This window comes from Planococcus sp. TJ-201 (assembly GCF_058268495.1).
In genome coordinates this window covers 88,425-108,327 of sequence record NZ_JBZDOG010000008.1, presented here as the reverse complement: position 1 = coordinate 108,327, position 19,903 = coordinate 88,425, and the positions used below count along the sequence as shown (strand labels likewise).

23 protein-coding genes and 3 pseudogenes are annotated in these 19,903 nt (G+C 36.4%); 21 read left to right on the top strand and 5 right to left on the bottom strand.

All coding sequences use genetic code 11. The annotated features are described in order from the left end of the window. Positions 1-9 precede the first annotated feature (9 nt). The 9 genes and pseudogenes from AC4EG4_RS16965 to AC4EG4_RS16925 all read left to right on the top strand — a co-directional run bounded on the left by AC4EG4_RS16965 (position 10) and on the right by AC4EG4_RS16925 (position 7,705). Complete coding sequence (locus tag AC4EG4_RS16965; RefSeq protein WP_490988493.1) at positions 10-1,587, top strand: hypothetical protein; 1,578 nt, start codon at positions 10-12, stop codon at positions 1,585-1,587. Continuing rightward, positions 1,559-2,209, top strand: coding sequence for an ATP-binding cassette domain-containing protein (locus AC4EG4_RS16960; RefSeq protein WP_490988492.1), 651 nt, complete (start codon positions 1,559-1,561; stop codon positions 2,207-2,209). Before AC4EG4_RS16965 ends, AC4EG4_RS16960 begins: the two co-directional genes overlap by 29 nt. 4 nt (positions 2,210-2,213) lie before the next feature. Then, complete coding sequence (locus AC4EG4_RS16955; protein WP_490988491.1) at positions 2,214-2,723, top strand: stage II sporulation protein M; 510 nt, start codon at positions 2,214-2,216, stop codon at positions 2,721-2,723. 11 nt (positions 2,724-2,734) lie between these two features. Then, positions 2,735-3,271: a hypothetical protein gene (locus AC4EG4_RS16950; RefSeq protein ID WP_490988490.1), complete on the top strand. Its 537-nt coding sequence runs from the start codon at positions 2,735-2,737 to the stop codon at positions 3,269-3,271. A gap of 21 nt (positions 3,272-3,292) precedes the next feature. Next, positions 3,293-3,469 (top strand): hypothetical protein, encoded by a 177-nt coding sequence (locus AC4EG4_RS16945; protein ID WP_490988489.1) that lies wholly within the window; start codon positions 3,293-3,295, stop codon positions 3,467-3,469. 61 nt (positions 3,470-3,530) lie between these two features. Continuing rightward, complete coding sequence (locus AC4EG4_RS16940; protein ID WP_490988488.1) at positions 3,531-4,622, top strand: efflux RND transporter periplasmic adaptor subunit; 1,092 nt, start codon at positions 3,531-3,533, stop codon at positions 4,620-4,622. Then, on the top strand, positions 4,615-5,301 hold the full coding sequence (locus AC4EG4_RS16935; RefSeq protein ID WP_490988487.1) for an ABC transporter ATP-binding protein: 687 nt from the start codon (positions 4,615-4,617) through the stop codon (positions 5,299-5,301). Before AC4EG4_RS16940 ends, AC4EG4_RS16935 begins: the two co-directional genes overlap by 8 nt. Next, entirely contained in the window at positions 5,288-6,481 is a 1,194-nt protein-coding gene (locus AC4EG4_RS16930; RefSeq protein ID WP_490988486.1) for an ABC transporter permease, read from the top strand. Before AC4EG4_RS16935 ends, AC4EG4_RS16930 begins: the two co-directional genes overlap by 14 nt. A gap of 221 nt (positions 6,482-6,702) precedes the next feature. Further along, a pseudogene (locus tag AC4EG4_RS16925) lies at positions 6,703-7,705 on the top strand (IS630 family transposase). A 219-nt stretch (positions 7,706-7,924) separates the two neighbouring features. On the opposite strand, the gene AC4EG4_RS16920 reads toward AC4EG4_RS16925, so the two are convergent. After that, positions 7,925-8,083, bottom strand: coding sequence for an ATP-binding protein (locus tag AC4EG4_RS16920; RefSeq protein WP_490988485.1), 159 nt, complete (start codon positions 8,081-8,083; stop codon positions 7,925-7,927). 567 nt (positions 8,084-8,650) lie between these two features. On the opposite strand from AC4EG4_RS16920, the gene AC4EG4_RS16915 reads away from it, so the two are divergent. The 5 genes from AC4EG4_RS16915 to AC4EG4_RS16895 all read left to right on the top strand — a co-directional run bounded on the left by AC4EG4_RS16915 (position 8,651) and on the right by AC4EG4_RS16895 (position 11,861). Further along, positions 8,651-8,851: an IS3 family transposase gene (locus AC4EG4_RS16915; RefSeq protein ID WP_490988484.1), complete on the top strand. Its 201-nt coding sequence runs from the start codon at positions 8,651-8,653 to the stop codon at positions 8,849-8,851. Between the two features lie 361 nt (positions 8,852-9,212). Next, positions 9,213-10,133: an ABC transporter ATP-binding protein gene (locus tag AC4EG4_RS16910; RefSeq protein ID WP_490988483.1), complete on the top strand. Its 921-nt coding sequence runs from the start codon at positions 9,213-9,215 to the stop codon at positions 10,131-10,133. Next, positions 10,126-11,082, top strand: coding sequence for an ABC transporter permease (locus tag AC4EG4_RS16905; protein ID WP_490988482.1), 957 nt, complete (start codon positions 10,126-10,128; stop codon positions 11,080-11,082). The genes AC4EG4_RS16910 and AC4EG4_RS16905 overlap by 8 nt, the downstream gene beginning before the upstream one ends. Before the next feature lie 36 nt (positions 11,083-11,118). Continuing rightward, a complete protein-coding gene (locus AC4EG4_RS16900; RefSeq protein ID WP_490988481.1) occupies positions 11,119-11,547 on the top strand; it encodes a DUF4064 domain-containing protein in 429 nt (142 codons plus the stop codon). A 152-nt stretch (positions 11,548-11,699) separates the two neighbouring features. Further along, entirely contained in the window at positions 11,700-11,861 is a 162-nt protein-coding gene (locus tag AC4EG4_RS16895; protein ID WP_490988480.1) for a DUF7878 domain-containing protein, read from the top strand. Between the two features lie 464 nt (positions 11,862-12,325). Here the strand turns inward: AC4EG4_RS16895 and AC4EG4_RS16890 are convergent, their stop codons facing one another. Further along, positions 12,326-13,114 (bottom strand): alpha/beta fold hydrolase, encoded by a 789-nt coding sequence (locus AC4EG4_RS16890; protein ID WP_490988479.1) that lies wholly within the window; start codon positions 13,112-13,114, stop codon positions 12,326-12,328. 156 nt (positions 13,115-13,270) lie between these two features. Between AC4EG4_RS16890 and AC4EG4_RS16885 the strand changes: the two genes are divergently transcribed. The 7 genes from AC4EG4_RS16885 to AC4EG4_RS16855 all read left to right on the top strand — a co-directional run bounded on the left by AC4EG4_RS16885 (position 13,271) and on the right by AC4EG4_RS16855 (position 18,007). Continuing rightward, on the top strand, positions 13,271-13,426 hold the full coding sequence (locus AC4EG4_RS16885) for a hypothetical protein (protein ID WP_490988478.1): 156 nt from the start codon (positions 13,271-13,273) through the stop codon (positions 13,424-13,426). Positions 13,427-13,945: 519 nt separating this feature from the next. After that, positions 13,946-14,467, top strand: a complete 522-nt coding sequence (locus AC4EG4_RS16880) for a DUF2199 domain-containing protein (RefSeq protein ID WP_490988477.1) — start codon at positions 13,946-13,948, stop codon at positions 14,465-14,467. Positions 14,468-14,678: 211 nt separating this feature from the next. Then, complete coding sequence (locus AC4EG4_RS16875) at positions 14,679-15,542, top strand: DUF4240 domain-containing protein (protein WP_490988476.1); 864 nt, start codon at positions 14,679-14,681, stop codon at positions 15,540-15,542. Between the two features lie 120 nt (positions 15,543-15,662). After that, on the top strand, positions 15,663-16,025 hold the full coding sequence (locus AC4EG4_RS16870) for a hypothetical protein (RefSeq protein ID WP_490980141.1): 363 nt from the start codon (positions 15,663-15,665) through the stop codon (positions 16,023-16,025). Between the two features lie 496 nt (positions 16,026-16,521). Next, positions 16,522-16,824: a hypothetical protein gene (locus AC4EG4_RS16865; protein ID WP_490980142.1), complete on the top strand. Its 303-nt coding sequence runs from the start codon at positions 16,522-16,524 to the stop codon at positions 16,822-16,824. 76 nt (positions 16,825-16,900) lie between these two features. After that, positions 16,901-17,440 carry a hypothetical protein gene (locus AC4EG4_RS16860; RefSeq protein WP_490988475.1) on the top strand — a complete coding sequence of 180 codons (540 nt, stop codon included), beginning with the start codon at positions 16,901-16,903 and terminating at the stop codon, positions 17,438-17,440. Positions 17,441-17,560: 120 nt separating this feature from the next. Continuing rightward, positions 17,561-18,007 carry a DUF7878 domain-containing protein gene (locus AC4EG4_RS16855; protein ID WP_490988474.1) on the top strand — a complete coding sequence of 149 codons (447 nt, stop codon included), beginning with the start codon at positions 17,561-17,563 and terminating at the stop codon, positions 18,005-18,007. 355 nt (positions 18,008-18,362) lie between these two features. Here AC4EG4_RS16855 and AC4EG4_RS16850 read toward each other — a convergent pair. The 3 genes and pseudogenes from AC4EG4_RS16850 to AC4EG4_RS16840 all read right to left on the bottom strand — a co-directional run. After that, positions 18,363-18,665, bottom strand: a pseudogene (locus AC4EG4_RS16850) (transposase); the annotation flags it as partial. 153 nt (positions 18,666-18,818) lie between these two features. Next, positions 18,819-19,076 (bottom strand): annotated as a pseudogene (locus tag AC4EG4_RS16845) (IS3 family transposase); the annotation flags it as partial. Between the two features lie 73 nt (positions 19,077-19,149). Beyond that, on the bottom strand, positions 19,150-19,575 hold the full coding sequence (locus AC4EG4_RS16840; RefSeq protein WP_490988473.1) for a hypothetical protein: 426 nt from the start codon (positions 19,573-19,575) through the stop codon (positions 19,150-19,152). Between the last annotated feature and the right edge of the window lie 328 nt (positions 19,576-19,903).

Sequence of the window (19,903 nt, the reverse complement as noted above, 5' to 3'; positions counted from 1 at the left end):
TAGTTCTAAGTGAAAATGAAAAATTATTATAAATATATTAAACTATCAAACAAAAGAATGATGAGAGAAAAAATTGAATTATCATTTAAAAATTTTCTCGATTTTTTTATACATGACGATAAACAAAGAATAGTAAGTACAATATTAATATTACATAAGTTTTCAACTATATTTATCATAAACTTTAATTTTTTATTATTTTTTTCATTTTCTATGTTATATGGAACTGCATTAAGTATATATCTGATTGGTGTAATAAACTTAGTACTTTCTGTTGTGTTAATTTTTTTGAAATTTAAAACTGATAAGATTGAAATATTGAAAAAAGAATTAATATTTATCGTTCAACAAACAAATTATGATTTAAAAAAGGCTGTTGTAATTAAAATAAGTTTTGAAATTTTTAAATCTATTTTTTTATTTAATGTTATACCTTTTCTTATTACAGTTATTTTCTTGGCAATATTACTTTCTTACAGTTTCAACATTTTAATAACAGGTCTTTTATTTTGCATTCTTAATTTTGTAATGTGTCTGGGGCTAGTTCATCTAAAGATAATATATTCAAGTGGAAGAAAATTAATATCCTATTTGATGCCCTTCTTTCTTTTTGTATTTATTACTTTAGCTTTGTTAATTAACCTTTACAATTATAATTCTTTTGATACATCAACCCTAGTAGATAATGTCTTTACCATCGATCGAACGATGCTACAAAGTACTGAAGCCTATATATGTGCAACATTATTAATGATATTTGTGGGATTTTCAATTGTTAAGTTAAATTTTCACATCAACTCTAACAATTATATTAAAGATATATTGGTAGCGGCTGATAATAGGGAGTTTATAACACCCTCAAAGGCAAAAAAATATAGCATATATAGCAGGTTAGCTTTGAGAGCATTTTCTATTAATAATAAGATTTTTATTTTAAAAACTATCAGCGTCAGTTTAAGTTTAGTTTTAATTGCTATTCATCCTTTAATTTCTAATTACGAGAGCGCAATCAATATTTCAACAGTACTGATTTTCTGTTATACACCTTCGATCATTTTGTTATCTTATACCTTTGTGTTATTTACTGATTTTATGCCGAAGCAAAGTATCTATACAAATTTCTATTTACAAAAGAAATATAATTACAAAAAAAACTTCTCTAAAGAAATATTTTTTTTGACTTTAAGAAAAATAGCTTTTTTTCTAATTCTTCCTCAAGTGGTTTTTCTAATTTTTTATCAACCCTTTAACCCTTTTTTAGGAATATTTTGTAATTTGATAGTTTGTGTAGCTTTAACAAAAATACTAATTCTTAGAACCTTTAATACTGACAAGTATTCCATTGAACAAATTATTCAAATTGAAGCATCTGTTTTAACGACAAAAACATTCGAAGATACTTTAATTTTTGGAATTCCAGTGCTATATGCCTTCCCTCTGGTTATTATATACACGCTACAAAATATAAACATGTATATAATTTTTATTCCCTACACCATTTTTGTACTAACTTATTGTGCTATAAAATGCAGTACATTTTATTTAGGAAGGAATGTATATGATGTTAGAAATAAAAAACCTTCATAAATATTATAGTGATAAAGCCATATTTGAAGATATTTCAATGGAAATTCCAAGTAAGTCTATCATTTCGTTGAAAGGAAAGAACGGGATTGGAAAAACAACCCTCTTAAATATATTAGGAGGTATTTCAGAATTTAGTGGTGATCTTATTATTAACGGAACTGATTATGAAAAGGACTTATTGAATTATATGAAAAAAACCTCAATCATTCCAAATCACCCATTTTTATATGATTACCTTACAGTCTCTGAAATGATAGAACTAGTTGACTCAATGACTAAATTTGATAATACAAAATTAATTCATGAGCTAATTTTCTTATTGAGGTTGGAAGAATTTAACGATGATTTAATTAAAAATTTATCTTTAGGTACCAAGCAAAAAGTGGCTTTTATTATTGGTTTTATGAATCATCCAGAATTAATCTTAATTGATGAACCTTTCGTTAATTTCGATAGTATCTCTCTTTCCAACATACTCAAATTTATTATTGATTACTTAAAGAAAACAAATTCAATTATTATATTTTCCACTCATTCAACTGAAGTTAATATACAAGCAATGGTCACTCATTCCATGGAAATTGAAAACAAAAAACTAGTAGTTCTCAGAAAGAAGAATTGATTCTATGATTAAATTGAAAGCTATTATTCTATATTGCACAATTCTTTCTATAATTTTTTTTGGGTTAGGAATTATTGTCGATCCAAATTTGCCAATTGACAGCACTACCGAAAAAACAGATCCGATTTTCTTGGACCTATTCATCCATAATTTACAAGCATGTATGCTCGCAATAGTATTCGGCATATTTACATTTGGTCTATTTGGGGTGTTTTATTTATTTATAAACTTCTTCACAATGGGAATAATTGTATTTTCACTTAGTAGTAGTCATTCCTTATTTGATATTTTAAGTACGTTTATTTATCATGGCGTATTTGAAATTCCAGCAATGATTCTATCGACATCAATAGGTATTTATCTTCCGTTATTAATTGTGAGAAGCATTAGAAAAAAATTATGGATGAAAAAAAATTTTTACAGTGTCTCGATTTTATTTTCAGTAGTCATATTATTTACAATCTTTGCGGCTCTTATTGAAACATATATTACTCCAAAACTTATGATTATATAGGAGTGGAAGCTATGATTAAAAGCAAGGCAGTAAAAGTGGTTTTACTATTTACTCTATTAGGTCTTTTATTTCTTTCTACCAATAGCAGTATTGATTTCATAATAAAGTTTTGGCCAAAAGAAATTCTTTTTTTAGATGAAAATAGAAGAGGAATTGTTCTTATTGCATTCTTGTTTCAAGCATTTATTTTATTGTTAACTATTTTGTTCGAAGTATTTCTCTTATTTTTTATTGTTCGTATTTTTCTCAAAAAAACATTTAAGTTGTCAAAATTTGTAAATCCCGTTTTAATTACCGCTATCATTGCTATGTCAATTAACATTTTCTATACGACCGAATTTTTGTCTGACGCTACTTCACTTGATATTTATAGAAAGTCACTTGTTTCCACACCAGTAAACTATATTCTAAAACCGTTTTTAATCTGCTTTTTCTTATTCGCAACGAAAGTATTATCGAGCAAAATCAGTGATTGGTTTATTGTAGGGTTAGGGTATTTACTTATAACCTATATACCTGGTTTTTTATTAATCACATTTTTGACATAAAAAATACTGGAGGTATTAAAAATGAAAAACTATACGACATGGGTACTTTTAATCATAGGTTTATTATTAAGCGTAATGGCATTCTTAGACTTATCAAGAGGCAATACGTTAGCAGGAACATTTTTTGGAGTTTCAGCATTTATTATAATCTTAATTGCATTAATTTTAATAAGAGTTATCAAAATTAATGCAAAATAATTCGGTTTATCTTGAACTAAATTAATTAGGGACTTAAGAGTTTAGATTTGGAGGGAGTTTATTGAAGGAAAAGAAGATATACATCTATTCAGCCCTTATTTTCATTATTATTCTTTTAATAATATTTAATGTAGGGAAATTTGGCACTCAATCTTCGTTCGAAGGAGTAATTAAACAACCAACCTTTCAAGAGCTTTCTTCAAATGTAATTATTCTAGGTGAAGTTGAATTTAACCACTATGACCAAATCTATTTAAATCATGAGCTTGGGGATTTTGAGGTCCTAGTTCAACAGGGGGATATAATCACATTAGATACACCTCTTATAAAATATTCTTCAGATCAAATCGAAAGAGAATTAGAAAGCGTATCCATCCAAATAGAAAAAAGCTATTTAACAATCAATTCACTAGAAAAAACAGAAAACAGATTAATAGAAAGTGGGAATAGTTCTGGAAGTAAAATATATCTTGGAGAAATAGAACAGGTTCAGTTAGATAAAAGACTAGCAAATTTCGATTTAAGAGAATTATTTCTAAAAGAAAAGGAACTAGAAGAACAAATGAAAAAGTTAGTAGTATTCAGTCCTCAGAAAGGGACTGTGGTAGCAATCAATCAACCAAATTCAGACACGAATAATCCGTTACCAATTTTAGAAATTGCATCAATTGATGACTACAAACTGAGTGGTGTGCTTACAGAATATGAATCACTCCAAGTCTCTGATGCTTTTCCGGTTACAATTCGCTCTGATTCCTTAATTGAAGAGGAATGGATAGGAGAAGTTGAATACGAGAGTTTTATTCCCGAAGCAACGCTTAGTGCTGATCAAAGAATTCCAAATTACAAACTAGAAGTAAATATAACAGAAGGTGATTTTTCTAAATTAAAGCCAGGATTTCAAATGACTATGGAAATTATTACAGAGAAAAAAGAAGTATTAACAGTTCCCTACTCTAGCATAACTCAAGAAGAGGAATTGATATATGTATACTTGTTAAAAGATGGTATTTTGGAAAAGCGTGAAGTAGAGATAGGTATGATGGAAGATGAATCGGTAGAAATAATTGCAGGGTTATCAGAAAAAGATCAGGTTGTTTTAGAGGCCCAAACGGCCCTTTACGATGGAATGGAAGTGGGTAGCCATGATTGAACTACAAAATATCTGTAAATCTTACAAAGTTGGGGCTAGGTATGAAAATATTTTATATGATCTCAACCTGACAATTAGTCAAGGTGAATTTATCTCAATTATGGGCCCATCTGGATCTGGAAAAACTAGTATGATGAATATTATAGGATGTCTTGATAGCGCTACTTCTGGAGAATATCTAATAAATAAACAGTCTATAACTAGTTTAAATGATTCTCAACTTGCAAGATTTCGAAACGAATCTATAGGTTTTGTTTTTCAACAATTTCATTTACTGCCAAGATTAACTGCCTTAAAAAATGTTGAATTACCTATGATTTATTCAGGAACCCCCAAAAAAGAAAGAGTCATGAGAGCAAGAAATGCACTTGATAGAGTAGGGTTAATTGATAAAGTAAATTTTTTGCCCAATTTACTGTCAGGAGGACAAAAACAACGTGTCGCTATTGCAAGAGCAATAGTGAATAAACCTCTTATTCTCTTAGCAGATGAGCCAACAGGATCATTGGATTCAAAAAATGGTGCGAGCATATTGGAGTTGCTGACAAAACTAAATGAAGAAGGTACAACGATTGTTCTTGTAACTCATGATCCTAAAATCTCATTATATACTCAAAAAACAATTAATATTATCGATGGAAAAATTGTTGATGGAGAGAAAAAACATGAGGTTAATTGAAAATATTAAAATTGCTGTAGAGTCTCTTTTTGTTCACAAGATTCGTTCTGTATTAACGATGCTCGGAATTATTATTGGAGTCGCAGCTGTTATCATTATTGTAGCTATAGGGCGAGGCGGGGAAGAAATGCTGAAAGCTCAGATTGCAGGCGAGGAAAATACAATAAATATTATTCATATTCCAAGCGAAGAGGAAATCCAAAATAACATAAATATATTGAATCAAACTGCGTTTAACAATGAAGACGTTAATTTAATTAAGCAGATAAATGAAGTAGAGAATGTTGTGGCTTCTAGTGTGGAGTATAGTACCATAAAGCATTTCAATAAAGAAGTAGATGCAAGCATAATTGGCATAACAGAGGACTATCTAAAAGTCAATAAAATCGAAATTCAAGAAGGATTAAATTTACATAATAAGGATTTTTTTGGTAGTAGAAGGGTTGCCGTAATTTCGACTTCTTTAGCTGAAGAGTTATTCGGAAAAGCGTCAGCTATTGGTGAAAAAGTTCAAATAGCTTTTCAACCTGTTGAAATTATAGGAGTTACAAAACCAAAATCAGGTTTATTTTCAATGGGACTGCAAGAAGTCTTCATCCCTCATAAGACTTGGGGAAACATTTACTCTAATCCTAATTTCGGGCAAGTGACAGTGGAAGCAAAAGATCCAGAAGATCTTAGAATTGCTGGAGAAAAATCAGTACAGTTACTAAATACTCGTAAACGAACAACCGATTCTTACCAAGTAATCAATATGGCCGAGATTTCTGCTGGTATCGAGCAAGTAACAAGAATAATGACAATTATTATAAGTGGGATAGCCAGTATTTCCTTATTGGTGGGTGGAGTTGGGGTCATGAATATTATGCTAGTATCTGTTACAGAAAGAACAAGAGAAATTGGCTTACGAAAGTCTTTAGGCGCAACACAGAGACAGATTTTAATGCAATTTCTGATAGAAGCTATTATATTAACATTTATTGGAGGAGTCATCGGAATTCTAGTAGGAATAACTATTATAGTATTAATTTCAATGGTTACCGGCTGGTCGTCTCTTCTCTCTATTCCAATCTTAATTATGACACTTATATTTTCGATGCTAATTGGTGTTGTTTTTGGGTTTCTTCCCGCTAAGAAAGCTGCGAAATTACAGCCAATAGAGGCTTTAAAATATGAGTAGGTCCCAAAAATTTTGATGACTGTCTGAACCTGGTATTAAAACACAATCTAACCACTTCTTTAGTTCAAATATAAATGTAAGCGTCCAATAACGAACACTATATAAGTTAAACTAGATATTCTGAAACTTCCAACGCAGTTATGTTAGAGAAAAACACGCCGGAAGCGGAAGGTTGAGACATCATGCACATGTAAAATCAACTAGAAGAACTTAAAGAAGCGATGGACCAAGCTAAAGACCTCTGCATGTATGAACGGTACCAAGCTGTTTATCTTTTTTTAAGTGATTATAAACGATACCAGATTGCCAAGAGTCTCAATCGGAATGCTGAAACGGTGGACCTCTAAATTTCTACTTATAAAGAAAGTACATTGGCTGGCATTGCCCTCATCCACTCTATTCTATTGGCAAGTCACCGAAATTGTCACCAGATTAAAAAGCGATTCTGGTCGAAACCGTTTCTACTCGAGTCCCTGCAGATGTCGGCTTTATAGCCCAATACAACAGGACGATTGCAATGATTATCGAATTCGTTCAGAACAAATGGGATGTCTACTATTCGCTGCGCGGGATGTCCATGGTCCTCCATTACTTGAGATTGAGCTATACCACGGACACACCTACACCCTGGAAAAAGCGGACTCGGAAAAACAGCGTATTCGTCGAAAAGACCTGCCCTGAGCTAAAAAAACTGATGAATGAGGATATTGACCACATCTTATTTGGAGATGAATCCATGATTCGTGATTACCAGGCCATTCAATGCACATGGTTCTTAAAGGGCAAACAGCGGATCGTCCCGACATTCGACCAGCACAAAGGTATCAAGTTGCTTAGTACTCTGAATTATGAAACCGGTGATGCCGTCGTCTTCCCAGAATTTTCGACAATAGTGCTGGCATATTACCCTGCTGGAAAGATTGTGACGATCCTGGAGAATACACCATGCCAAGCACCTGCGCCTCTTTTTGGCAGAGAATGCCGATCAGCTTGAACTCGTTTTCCTACCTCCTTACAGCCACCAACTCAATCTCATTGAAGGGTTATGAAAATGATTGATAGAGTCCGTGATAAATAACGTCTTTTTTTCTTAATGTCCGACAGATCACGTTAAAAGTAAGAGGGTTTATTCAGGATATCAACCATCGGTACGACCAGATTATCCAGCGTCTTTGTGTAAGGCTATACAACCGGATTCATATATTCAACTTGTATAGTTTCTAATTTTTCTTTTGGATATAACAGTCTTTTGGAAGTTCTTTGGAATATCGCAGAAAGAAATAGCCACCTGTTTGAAGTTTTGAGCCATCATTTGTGAAATATCTTGCCGGTGGCTTTCTCTTTTTGCATAATCAACGACTTACGATTAAACTATAACGGTTACAAAAAAGGTCAAAAGCTACTCATCAATGAGGAGCAGGTTCACTTTCTTATAGGCATTCATCATTTTCTGGTAGGTTCCTTCCGTGGTGCGACATCTACTTCATCCAAGAGATCCGGAAAACAAATGAATTTCACCTGATAGAACTGAGGACAAGCAGCTATACCGAAGGCACAGGCTAGATAAGATTTCCCGTTTCCAGAAGTACCTTTAATAATCAAGTTATGTTGATGCTGAATCTAATCCCCCGAAGCTAGCCGAGGTATCTGTGTTTTATCCTTACGATCTGGGTGGTTTTCAATGTCTTCTACGCACGCTGGGTTGTACCAGAGAGAGCCACAGTTTTAATCAGCTGGTCCAGTTTATTATTGTTTCTGAGTGATAACTCCATATCCACCAGTAAACTAAATCGACTTTTGGAAGATAAATCTTGTTATTTTTTATTCAGTATCAGCAATCAATCGAAATACGCTACAAATTAGTGTTAACGCCTCGCAATGAAGCTACGTACAGGAATGTACTGAACCGCTAATTCAATCTGGCAGCAAAAAAAGCATTAGTCAGAAATCTGACGTATATGAAGGGCGGCTGTCGCTGGATCTCTATTTTTTTCCTGCTGGATTTGTACAATCGTGAAATTGTGGGGTTCAGTCCGGACTAGCCTAAAGACGCCAATCTTTATCAGTAAAAGACGACTTGGGAACCGTGAAACTGTTCCATACGGACCGTTAGTCTAAATTTAACAACACAGGTATCAATGCTCTATCAAAACATATCAAATTGAAGAATTGCTGAGCCAAAAAGGAAACTCTTATGACAATGCAGTCATGGAAGCCACGTTCAAGATTTTGAAGATGGAACTCATTAACGGCACGTGCTTTGACATGCTCAATCAACTGGTGGTTGACCTGTTTGATTATATGAATTGGTACAACTATGTTCGTCTACACATTAGGTTGTACTATCACTTATCGAAACGCAGCCCATGAAAATTTAATTTATTTAGTTTTGATCTACTAATATGTATATTGAGCAGAATCAGTTCTCCAATAAGAAAACTAATTTTATAAAAATAATCTAGTTTGCATATTAGTAGCTTATCGAAAGGGAAACTACGTAAGAAGGTTTTTCTCTTTTATCTCCTAAAGTAACTGGTGATGCTTACTTAACTTTGATTGTTTTATTTTAGAGAATAAACTTTACTTTTTTGTTTATTTATTTACACAAGATATTTTACGCACTTTTAAATCAGCAAAAGCTCTAAGTTTTTAAGGGAATTATCATTTTTGAGAACTTCCTTCCTGTTCATTCGTAAAAAAGGAGTAGCAAGTAAATACGGAGGTGCACATCATGTCAAAGCCGGCCATGCAGTTGGTGAATTTAAAAAAGACAATTGGCAATAAGCCGATTATCAAAGGACTGGATTTTGAAATCAGAGCGGGTGAAGTGTTCGGGTTTTTAGGGCCGAACGGAGCAGGAAAGACAACCACTATTCGAATGATGGTGGGATTGATCGACATCACAGAAGGCGATGTACTGATCGAAGGAAAAAGCATTAAAACAGATTTCAAAGGGGCTATCCAGCATGTCGGAGCTATCGTTGAAAATCCGGAAATGTACCCTTTCCTCAGCGGCTGGAAAAACCTGAAGCAATATGCGCGGATGGTGGAAGGCGTTACAGATGAACGTATCAAGGAAGTGGTATCTCTTGTTGGACTGGACAAGGCGATCCATGAAAAAGCGGGCCGCTATTCTCTCGGTATGCGGCAACGTCTCGGAATTGCGCAGGCTCTCCTGCACGGACCATCGATTCTGATACTGGATGAACCGACAAACGGGCTTGATCCTTCCGGAATCCGAGAAATTCGGAAATACATACGCACTCTTGCTGAAAAAGAAAATGTCGCAGTTATCGTTTCCAGCCACTTACTGACGGAAATCGAATTGATGTGCGACCGGATCGGCGTCATTAAAAATGGCGAATTGATTGCCATTGAAGAAGTCAAAAGCGCTGTAAACGAAGACGATCTGAAAGAAGTTTATATTGAAGTGGAGCCGATGGAAACGGCTCAAGTCTTTCTCGACAGCCATCTGGACAATAAAGTCAGAGTCAGCAGCAAAGAACTTTCCATGTCGGTCAAACGTGAAGAAATTCCGAATATCCTGAAGAACCTGATGGAGCAAGGCATCAGTATTTACGGTGTACGCGTCCTGCAGGCAACGCTGGAAGATAAATTCTTTGACCTGATTGGAGAGAATGTCATTGAGTAATTTACTGAACCTGATCTGGAATGAACAGATCAAATTATATGCAAGAAAAGCGACATGGGTTATGTTTGCCGTCCTTTTGGTAATTGCCATTGGAGGTGGACTCATCACCAAATTTTTCGGAACCGAGTCGGATTTCAAGGAATACGGGGATGACTGGAAATCAGAACTGCAGGCTGAAAATGAACAGCTGACGGCTGAAATGGAAGATGATGAATTTATTGGATTTACTAATGAACTGGTGATCGCAGAAAATAATTACCATGTAGAAAATGACATTAAGCCTCAGCCTTATGACGGCTGGGAATATGTGCTTGAAAACAGTTTTCTGACATCGGTTATCAGCCTGTTCACTATTATCGTGGCAGCGGGGATCATTTCAAATGAATTCAAATGGGGAACGATCAAATTACTGCTGATCCGGCCGATCTCGCGGACAAAAATTCTATTGTCCAAATATGTATCTATCCTCCTTTTTGCTTTCACTTTACTCGTGTTCTTGTTGGTAGCATCTTGGCTCACCGGGGCATTGTTGTTTGGGCTGAATGGCTTAAACCCGATGGTTGTACAGGATATGATGCCAGGGTATGTACAAAATGATGTGTTGGGTGAAATCGCGAAATCTTATGGCTATAGTATCGTCACTTTAGTAATGATGGCGACTTTCGCCTTTATGATTTCTGCGATCTTCAGAAGCAGCGGTATGGCGATCGGCCTGGCGATCTTCCTGATGATGGCCGGCAATGCGATTGTTGCTTTCCTGTCGCAATACGAATGGTCAAAATACATCCTGTTCGCCAATACAAATTTGGAGCAATACACAAATGGCATGGAACCGATGATTCCGGGCATGTCGATGACGTTCTCAATCATCGTGCTGCTGGTCTATTTCATCATTTTCATAGCCGCAGCATGGACAGCTTTCACGAAACGGGATGTAGCAGGCAACTAAGTGATGACTTTAAATAAAAATTTGGAGGAATTTTAAATGAAACGTACAGCAGAAATCGTATTGGGAATTATCGGAGCATTAGGCTATGCCTTCATGGCAGCACTTGGCGGATTTATGATTTGGATGCAGAATAACCGGGATTTGATTGAAAGTGAAATGACAAGCGGAACAGGGGATCCGACGACGGACCTGACGATGGAAGAATTCGAGGGGATGATTGACTTGCTGGGCGCAGGCGGCTGGGTACTGGTTGCTTCGGGCATTGCTGCCATTGTTCTCGGAATCGTCGCAATGGTTTTACTGAAAGGCAATAAAAAGCCGGTCATTGCCGGAATCATCTTCATCGCGGTTGCAGTAATCGTCTCAATCATCACAACAGGCATCGGCATCATTGCCGGCCTATTCTACTTGATTGCCGGAATCATGTGCCTCGTGCGCAAGCCGCAAAGAACGCTAGAAATGTAATGCCAAAATCAGGAGCTTTTCGCTGTGCGAAAAGCTTCTTTGTTGTTTAGATGATGAATCTAGCTATTGATTTTGAACTAGACCCACTATTAAAACTGGAGAAAATATTAATTCACCAAAGAAGTAGGAACTATTAATTGAGATAGAGAAAATTGAACATTACAATTGAATATTCTCGCTTCTTTATAGAGTGGTCCCTTGTGCTACTTGAATTAGGAATCTATTTGAAGGATTGGCGAATAGGGGATTCAGATGCAATAAACAGCTTTTATCACTTCACAATGGAATATGATGAAAGAGAAGGGCCTATCTAAGTATTTATAAAAAAAGCGAAAATAAATGGCACCTCTTTTCGATTTGGCAAAAACTTAAACATGAAGATACTAAAAATACCGATGTTTCATTGAAAGTAGTGGATTAATATTTGACTGAATTAGAAGAAATGCTAATTAATAGATTCAATATTCATTACTAAGATTTTATTAAGTTCTAGCAATCTGAATGTAACTTATTGTGAATTAAATTACATTCAAAATCCCTATTACATTGACTTCTCAAGAAAATCGATGCACAGTGCCCCCTTAAGGTTCGGGGAGGAGATTGCCGAATTAATTCCCACAGCCAGAGTTGCTGTTTTTGAAGAAAACCATCATAATTTGTTTTCAGAAGAAGAAAGTAAGTTTATTGAATTCGTCAAAAAATGCTCTAAGTCAAGTGTAGTGTGAGTTATCAAAAGCACCTTTATAATCTAAATGTCTGTAGCTTCAACATTTCTCATTTATGATTCTTGCTTTTCTATGGCTGATAAGTGTTCCTGAATCTCATGGTTTACGTGTTTAGGGTTGTCCATGTTTGTGGCGTGATGTGCATTCTTTATATAAACCATTTTGGACTGAGGAATTCGGGCAGCCATTTCTTGTTGCTGCCTTTCAGTCATACTGTCGTGATCTCCCTGTAGAATTAAAGTAGGGCAAGTTATTTTATTCAACTCATTCCCACTCTCCATTTTGGAAACAGAATTCCATATACGTATCCAGTGGCTTAAAGGAATCGAACTAACTGTTTCTTTAATATACTGCTTATTGTTGCTGTTAAATTTAGAAAGCGTTCTTGCCTGAATACTTGCCATGACATGCATAGGTATAAACATGCTTGACCATCTATTTATAGGAACGAATACTTTTTCAACCCAATTGTATGAATTCGTGTACGGTGTGCCGATTAACACAAGTGATTTCACCCGTCCTGGATGCCGAATCGCAGTTTGAAGACAAATATGGCCACCCATGGATAATCCACAAAGATGCGCTTGTTTTACCCCTAAGTGGTCAAGTAAACCAATTAAGTCTTTTGTGAAATCTTCGGAGTCCACTTTTCCTTTTGGCAATGAAGACTTACCGTGCCCCCGTACATCCCATGTAATGGTCTTATAGTGTTTAGACAGTTCTTCAACTTGGGGTTTCCATTGTCGATGATCCCATGAGGCACCATGTGTGAATAGGAGTGCTTCTCCAGAACCTTCAACTTCATAATGCAACTCCACATTTTTTATTTTGATATTAGGCATTTCATCCCTCCGCTTTGAGTAATTTTCCGATCTTCAATAAACTCATAACATCTGATTACATATCTACATAAACTATTATTTATAAAATTTGTGTAACTCATCATCCACTAAATTTTAACATAATTAACCAGCTGTAAAGAGATAAGAGAAGACAAGTTGCTGAAAAGGTTCGATGGAGAAGTGAAACGGATGGATACTGATTTGGTGGTTGCGCTGCAATTCCTTAATCAGATTGTCGAGTTGTTCATGGGTCAGAATCAAAAATCAGAGACTTATGGAACAGCAGCCAGCGAATCCCGGAGACCATACTGAAGTGCTTACGGACATGAAAACGAACTGAAAAAGAGCCAGGAACGTGGAGAACAACTACGGGCTCTTGTCCAGCAGCTGCAAAGTGATCTGGATGAATTGAAAAAAGTCCCGGCAAAATCCAAGATAAAGTTTTGTGGCATAGACGAGGATGTGAATGTAACTTATTAGTAATTAAGTTACATTCAAATTATTGATCCCATTGATTTCACCAGAAAACCATACAGAACTGATTTCATTAGAAAAAAGATACATTCAAAAGCTCATTTTAGCTACTTGAATTTAAAAGAATCTAGATCTAAAATAATCAGTTTATAGGAAGGGAAGAAGTGATAGATTGGGCTTCTTTCCTTCCTTTTGTTTTGATAAGTGTACTTTTACGAACGGTTACTATTTCCAAAATTAGCTAGCTATCTTTAGTTTGGCTTAGTATATTTGAGATAAAGAGAAAATCTAGTGTTTTCATAAAATCTAACCGATTGAATTTTTGTGAAAGAACCAGTTGAAAAGGAGCAGTAAACGATGAGTGAAATTGAACAAGGGTATTTCTGCAAGACTTGTGGACAATACCATGAGGAGCTTCCGATGAGTTACGGCAGCCCAATGCCCGACTACTGTGAGGATATTCCAGAGGAAGATTGGGAAAGCCGGATTGAGATGAATGACGATTTATGCATTGTGGATGACGAACACTTCTTCATCCGGGGAGCGATTGAAATTCCCGTAACCGATGGCGAAGGGCCTTTCATCTGGGATATCTGGGTTTCCTTGAGTGAACCGAATTTTGAACTGACCACGGACTATTGGGAAACGGAAGGACGGGAGTGCAAACTGGATCCCATGTTCGGCTGGCTGTCCACCTCCATTCCGTGTTATCCCAAAACGCTGGAATTGAAAACGATGGTCCACACGCGTCCGGTCGGAATACGTCCCTTCATTGAATTGGAACCGACGGACCATCCAATGGCCATTGAGCAAAGAAACGGCATCACCATTGGCCGGATCAAGAAGATTGCAGAAGAATTATGCCATAGGGAAGATTAATTCATCTGTTCATCATTGAAGAGCCAGGCTTTTTGAAAAAGTAAAGAGGAATGCGAAATTTTAGTTGCGATTTTTTATTGGAGATACAGGGTTTCGAATGTAACTTATGTGCAGTTAAGTTACATTCACATTGATTTTCCGAATAAAAAAAGAATAAAGAGAAAATGTCAGGAAGTATTCCACTGGTTTTGTTAATGAAGGAGCGAAAAACATGAGTAAAAAGAAACCAATTCCTATACCAGGAGAAGTGTATGAAGCAAAACTCCCTAATGAATATTGGACTGCACTTGTTGTGCTTCATAAGATTGAGAAATCTTATTTAGTCTACGCCAGTGCATATTATGAGCTGATTCCTCCTACACTTGAAGACACGCGATTAACTCAATTTCATTACCGGAAGGATATCTATTCAGAGAAAAGAAAGCCGGCAATATATTGGCTTGACGGCAAGCCAGACGCAGACTTTCACTTGATAGGAAGTATAGATTTAAAGGAAAAAAGTGAGATTAAAGAAAGTAATACTTACGCTGGCATTTGGAAAAACTATTTACCCTCTCATATTATGTGGGAAAAGGAACGGGAAGCAGGAGTATTTCAAGAGAAGATACAATCATTTGAACAAGCTTATTCGGAAGCAGTTGTTGTGGAGTTGGAAGATGAGGTGTTTTGGAACTTGATTGACTTGATTGATTGGAAGAAAAGAAATCCCATGAACCCGTTGATCAGTCGTTTGAAAAAAGACACGGAAGAAACGATTGTTGCTTTTGAAGAGACACTTAGTCATAAACTCTTTTTATTGGACACACCTGCACACGCAGGCATCACGGATAAACCTGAAACTTATCTATCAGTCGACGCTTTTCTTTATGCCAGGTGTGCAGTCATTGCTAAAGGCAAAGACTGCTTTAATCAAACAGTGAAAAATGCATCAGTAATTAATATGGAATGGGACGCAGAGGAACTTTTGGATGTGGCAAGTGAAGCTTACAGTAAAAAGACGGGTGAGTCTTTTGATTATGGCAGTTCCTATGACTACGAAACGTATTCGAATAGGTTGGCTTGGGAAGGGAAATAATCAAGTATCATGTAATTCTTGTGGTGAGATCACTTTTTTCTTTTGAGTTCTGAATGTAACTTATTGTGAATTAAGTTACATTCAAGTACGAGGGAAATAGGGGAAGTAGGAAATGAAGATATGGGACATTTAAAAAAGTTTTTGCATAAATTGTTCTTTAAAAAATACGATCAATTTGCGAAGGATTTGGGTTATCCGGATTGGAATATTGCTTCGGAAAATACTTTTGGCATCTATGAAATGGAAGGCGATACCTGGTACCATGCTACTCAGCTTCCTAATGAAAAATGGGCTGTCTGGAATGATGATGAGGAAGAACCACCATACGTTTTTGAAGTATTTTCGTCTTGGAATGAAGCTATTAGAAAGCTCCGAGAATTGTTCGTGGAGAGTGAATTGCCGGAAGATCATTGGAGGCCTGAAGGCTTTGATGAAGGTGAAGATGCTTTTTTGAAAGAACCTGACAGAGAGAAAATGTTGTAACCGACCGAGATTCTGAATGTAACTTATTAGCAATTAAGTTACATTCGAAAAGGCCAGGAAAAAGGGGAATCTTTTGCCTGGCCTTTATCGCTATTCTGTATTATTTTCAAACTCCACTTTGTTCAGCCCGCACTTTTTTGCTTGGATTTTTTATTCTCCAAAGGTAAAAAATCGTTAATATAATATAAAATACTGTAGCTAAAATAATAAAGATTCTATCTTGAGGATAGGAAAAAAACCCATTAGTAAATGTTACAAAGTAAATAATCCAAATCAGGATAATCTTAATCAGCTGATTTGTGAGATTTGATTTAAACATGTCATCGTCCCTTTCACTAGACCCTTTTTAATAATTTAATTAATAGTATATACCATTTTTCTCCAGTAAAGGTTTCTTTTTTGAAATGAAATTTTACAGGTTTTGAATGTAACATAAGTCTAATTAAGTTACATTCAAAGTGGTTTCTACAAAAGGAAAGGAACCGGAGGTGAAAGTGTGAGAACTCAAGTTCAAGAAGGTCAGAACGAAGCAAAGCCAATTATTTTAACCATGATTTTACCTATTGTTGCATTAGCGGTTTTAATGATTTTTCGGGAATTTCCTAATGCGAATTTCTGGATTAGCATGAGCTTATATTTATTAATTGATGTTGGTTTCTTGATCGCTATGTTATTAGGAATTAGAACAAAAAAGATACCTATTATTATCTTTAGTGTGCTAGCTAATGGTGCATTCTTTGTACTACTGTCGACTTTTATCTACTTGCTCTTGCTCGGCCACGGAATTTCAGAACCATAAAAAGTGGAGTTGAATGTAACATAACTCCAATTACGTTACATTCATATCAAGTACTCAAGATGGGTGGTGAAGCACTATGATAGATTGGCAATGGACAGAAGTGGATGCATTAGAAAGTCAGGAAAAGTGGAATGAAGCTAGATCGCTTTTAATAAAGAACTGGCAGGGAAACCCCCAGGACTTAAAAGTGAATATTCGCCTTGTTTTCTTTTGTTGGTATCTCTTAGTCGAAGAAGTCCCTCTAGGGGTCAAAAATGTAGACTTGGATGAGTTAACGACCATATTAATTCAAGTTACGAATTTTGGATTAGCTAATTTCGAGGATCGTGAAGATTTCCTCTGGATTTTCGGATGGATGATTTCTCTGTTTCCGTATTACTTTGGTGATGATGAAGAGCGAGAAGAAAAAGGTAAATCGATGTTGAAACGTGCTCATGAACTAAATCCAGACGACCCCGTATATCGGTATTCTTACATAGGTTCCTTTACCTATAATGAAGTTGAACTGAGGAATGAATTTCAACAATTGCAAGTTGTTCTGGAAGACAGGTTCCAAGGAAAAGGGTTATTGTCCGAGTACTTCAAAGATATCTGGCATAGGCGGCAAGAAGATTGAATCAACCAAAGGTTCGTGTTTAATGAAAAACCATCTGAAATCCAGATAGCTTTCTTTCGTGCGAATGTAACTTAATGCCAATTAAGTTACATTCAAAAATGACATCTGAGGAGGGCTTGTATGGTGAATCTAGCCATTGATTTTGAACTAGATCCATTATTAAAACTGGAGAAAGCATTACTTCACCAAAGAAGTGGGAAACTATTAATTGATGTAGAGGGAGAATTGAACATTACAATTGAACATTTTTGCTTCCTTAGAGAGTCGTCCCTTGCGTTACTTGAATTAGGAGTCTATTTGAAAGAGTGGCGAATGAAAGATTCAGATGCAATAAACAGCTTTTATCACTTCACAATGGAACATGATGAAAGAGAAGGGCCTATCTTAGCATTTATTAAAAAAAGCGAAAATCAGTGGCACCTCTTTTCGATTTGGCAAGAATTTAAACATGACGATACGATAACTACCGATGTTTTACTGCAAGCAGTGGATCAATATTTGGCTGAATTAGAAGAAATGCTAATCAATAGATTCAATATCCGGTACTCAGATTTCATTAAATTCTAGCAATTTGAATGTAATATAAATTTAATTAAGTTCCATTCAAAACCTTGATTCCATTGACTTATGAGAAAAATGAGCAAACTGATTTTAGTAGAAAAAATGATACATTCAAATTGTTGATTCTATTAGTCTCACTTTTCTTTTGCGTTTATACGTCTGCTATCTATTAGTTTGGCACAAATGTAAAACCACTCGGTTTATAGGTGGATTCGTTCTCGATGGGGCAAGGGATTTGAGAAAGAAGGGTACTGAAATCTTATAAATAAGAGATAGTTCATTCCATAGCCCATACAATATAAAGAAAAAGGCTGACAGGTTTTAGGGAAGGGGTAGTGACCCCTTAAAGTTAGAGTTTTATTTATGCAGCTAATTGGCTGGCATGTGTCCGGTATTGCACCGGGCTCATGCCGGCCAATTTTTGTTTGATGCGTTCGTTATTGTAGTAGGTTATGTATTGTTCGATCCGCTGTTTTAATTCCTCGTACGACACCAATGCTTCTCCGTAATACATCTCCTGCTTCAGGAGGCCGAAGAAATTCTCCATGGCCGCATTGTCTGCACAGGTCCCTTTCCGGGACATGCTCTGGAAGATCCGTTGCTTCTTCAATGCCTTCACCCAGGCGGGGTGCTGGTAATGCCAGCCCTGATCGGAATGAATAGTTGTGCGATAGACCGCCTGCTCCTCAATGATCGGCAGGGCTTGATGCAGTGACTCCATCACGAAGTCGAGGGTCGGCCGTTTTGCCATACTCATCCCGACTTTTCCTTTATACGATCTGTAACGGGATTTCCGGATGAATTTCACGCATTTCAAGTTCAATTCGCCCATGAGGCGCTGGATTTTCTTGTGGTTGATGACGTATCCTTGCACCTTAAGTGCCGCATGGATTCGGCGATAGCCATAACGGCCCTCGTGTTTCTCGAACAACGCCAAGATCCGTGCCTTCCATTCGCGGTCGGGGTCAGCTGAATCGGAACGAGAACGGTGATAATGATACGTCGCTTCCGGAAGATCGATGATCTTCAGCACATCCTTCAATCGGAATCCTTCTTCTTGGAGTTCGAATGCCATTTTTGTTTGTGCTTTTCGAGGTAGGCATTCGGATTTTCCTGGAAAGCTTTCAACTTTTTTAGGTACGCCACTTCTAAGCGAAGTAACTCATTCTCGCGTTCAAGCTGTTCTTCACGGGACGGAAGTTTCCCTTGTTCTTCAGCTTTGTTTTTTGGTTTCTTGGACATGGATGGTCGTCTTTTCCTCGCTCTTCCAAGCCGGCAACCCCTGCTTTCAGGAATCGGTGGTTCCAAGCCGCAATCAGGGAAGGGTTGTTCATTTTGAACTGAATCGCCGTATCTTGGTAAGAAGCGCCTGTCTGTTTCATAAAGTGTAAGACATCCAGCTTGAATTGAACAGAATACTTTTCATTATTCTGTTTCTTCCGCATGCCATTTTTCACAAAAACTTTCCACGCATGAACCCACTGTTTGATTGGCGAGCTGCTTGGAATTCCGTATTTTTCGGCTAATCGATCATAACTTAACCACCCATTCAAATACTCATTCACAATCATCACTTTAAATTCTTCATTGTACTTTACCAGAGAAAAAACACCCCAAAAGTTAGATTATTAACTCTAACTTTTGGGGTGCACTACCACTTGTCAGCCTTTTTCTACTAAATGAATTGAATCAATGAGAGTTGGGTTAGACAAAGACGACTTGAATTTCTAGCAATCGTCGGGCTGCACCGCTAGGTTGGTTGGTGCCGTGTTCGCACGATTCGCTCGTTTTGACAGACACCCCGATGAGGGCAGCAAATGACTTTTGAGTTAAATTCATCTGCAAACGAAGACTTTTGATGTCTTGTGCAGAAAAATTTGCCAATTCCTTAATCGCTACGGT

What these genes read in the sequence shown, in the direction of transcription:
- AC4EG4_RS16960 (WP_490988492.1), top strand. Translation starts at nt 1,559, where the DNA reads ATGATGTTAGAAATAAAAAACCTTCATAAATATTATAGTGATAAAGCC.
- AC4EG4_RS16955 (WP_490988491.1), top strand. Translation starts at nt 2,214, where the DNA reads ATGATTAAATTGAAAGCTATTATTCTATATTGCACAATTCTTTCTATA.
- AC4EG4_RS16950 (WP_490988490.1), top strand. Translation starts at nt 2,735, where the DNA reads ATGATTAAAAGCAAGGCAGTAAAAGTGGTTTTACTATTTACTCTATTA.
- AC4EG4_RS16945 (WP_490988489.1), top strand. Translation starts at nt 3,293, where the DNA reads ATGAAAAACTATACGACATGGGTACTTTTAATCATAGGTTTATTATTA.
- AC4EG4_RS16935 (WP_490988487.1), top strand. Translation starts at nt 4,615, where the DNA reads ATGATTGAACTACAAAATATCTGTAAATCTTACAAAGTTGGGGCTAGG.
- AC4EG4_RS16930 (WP_490988486.1), top strand. Translation starts at nt 5,288, where the DNA reads ATGAGGTTAATTGAAAATATTAAAATTGCTGTAGAGTCTCTTTTTGTT.
- AC4EG4_RS16910 (WP_490988483.1), top strand. Translation starts at nt 9,213, where the DNA reads ATGTCAAAGCCGGCCATGCAGTTGGTGAATTTAAAAAAGACAATTGGC.
- AC4EG4_RS16900 (WP_490988481.1), top strand. Translation starts at nt 11,119, where the DNA reads ATGAAACGTACAGCAGAAATCGTATTGGGAATTATCGGAGCATTAGGC.
- AC4EG4_RS16890 (WP_490988479.1), bottom strand. Translation starts at nt 13,114, where the DNA reads ATGCCTAATATCAAAATAAAAAATGTGGAGTTGCATTATGAAGTTGAA.
- AC4EG4_RS16880 (WP_490988477.1), top strand. Translation starts at nt 13,946, where the DNA reads ATGAGTGAAATTGAACAAGGGTATTTCTGCAAGACTTGTGGACAATAC.
- AC4EG4_RS16875 (WP_490988476.1), top strand. Translation starts at nt 14,679, where the DNA reads ATGAGTAAAAAGAAACCAATTCCTATACCAGGAGAAGTGTATGAAGCA.
- AC4EG4_RS16870 (WP_490980141.1), top strand. Translation starts at nt 15,663, where the DNA reads ATGGGACATTTAAAAAAGTTTTTGCATAAATTGTTCTTTAAAAAATAC.
- AC4EG4_RS16860 (WP_490988475.1), top strand. Translation starts at nt 16,901, where the DNA reads ATGATAGATTGGCAATGGACAGAAGTGGATGCATTAGAAAGTCAGGAA.
- AC4EG4_RS16855 (WP_490988474.1), top strand. Translation starts at nt 17,561, where the DNA reads ATGGTGAATCTAGCCATTGATTTTGAACTAGATCCATTATTAAAACTG.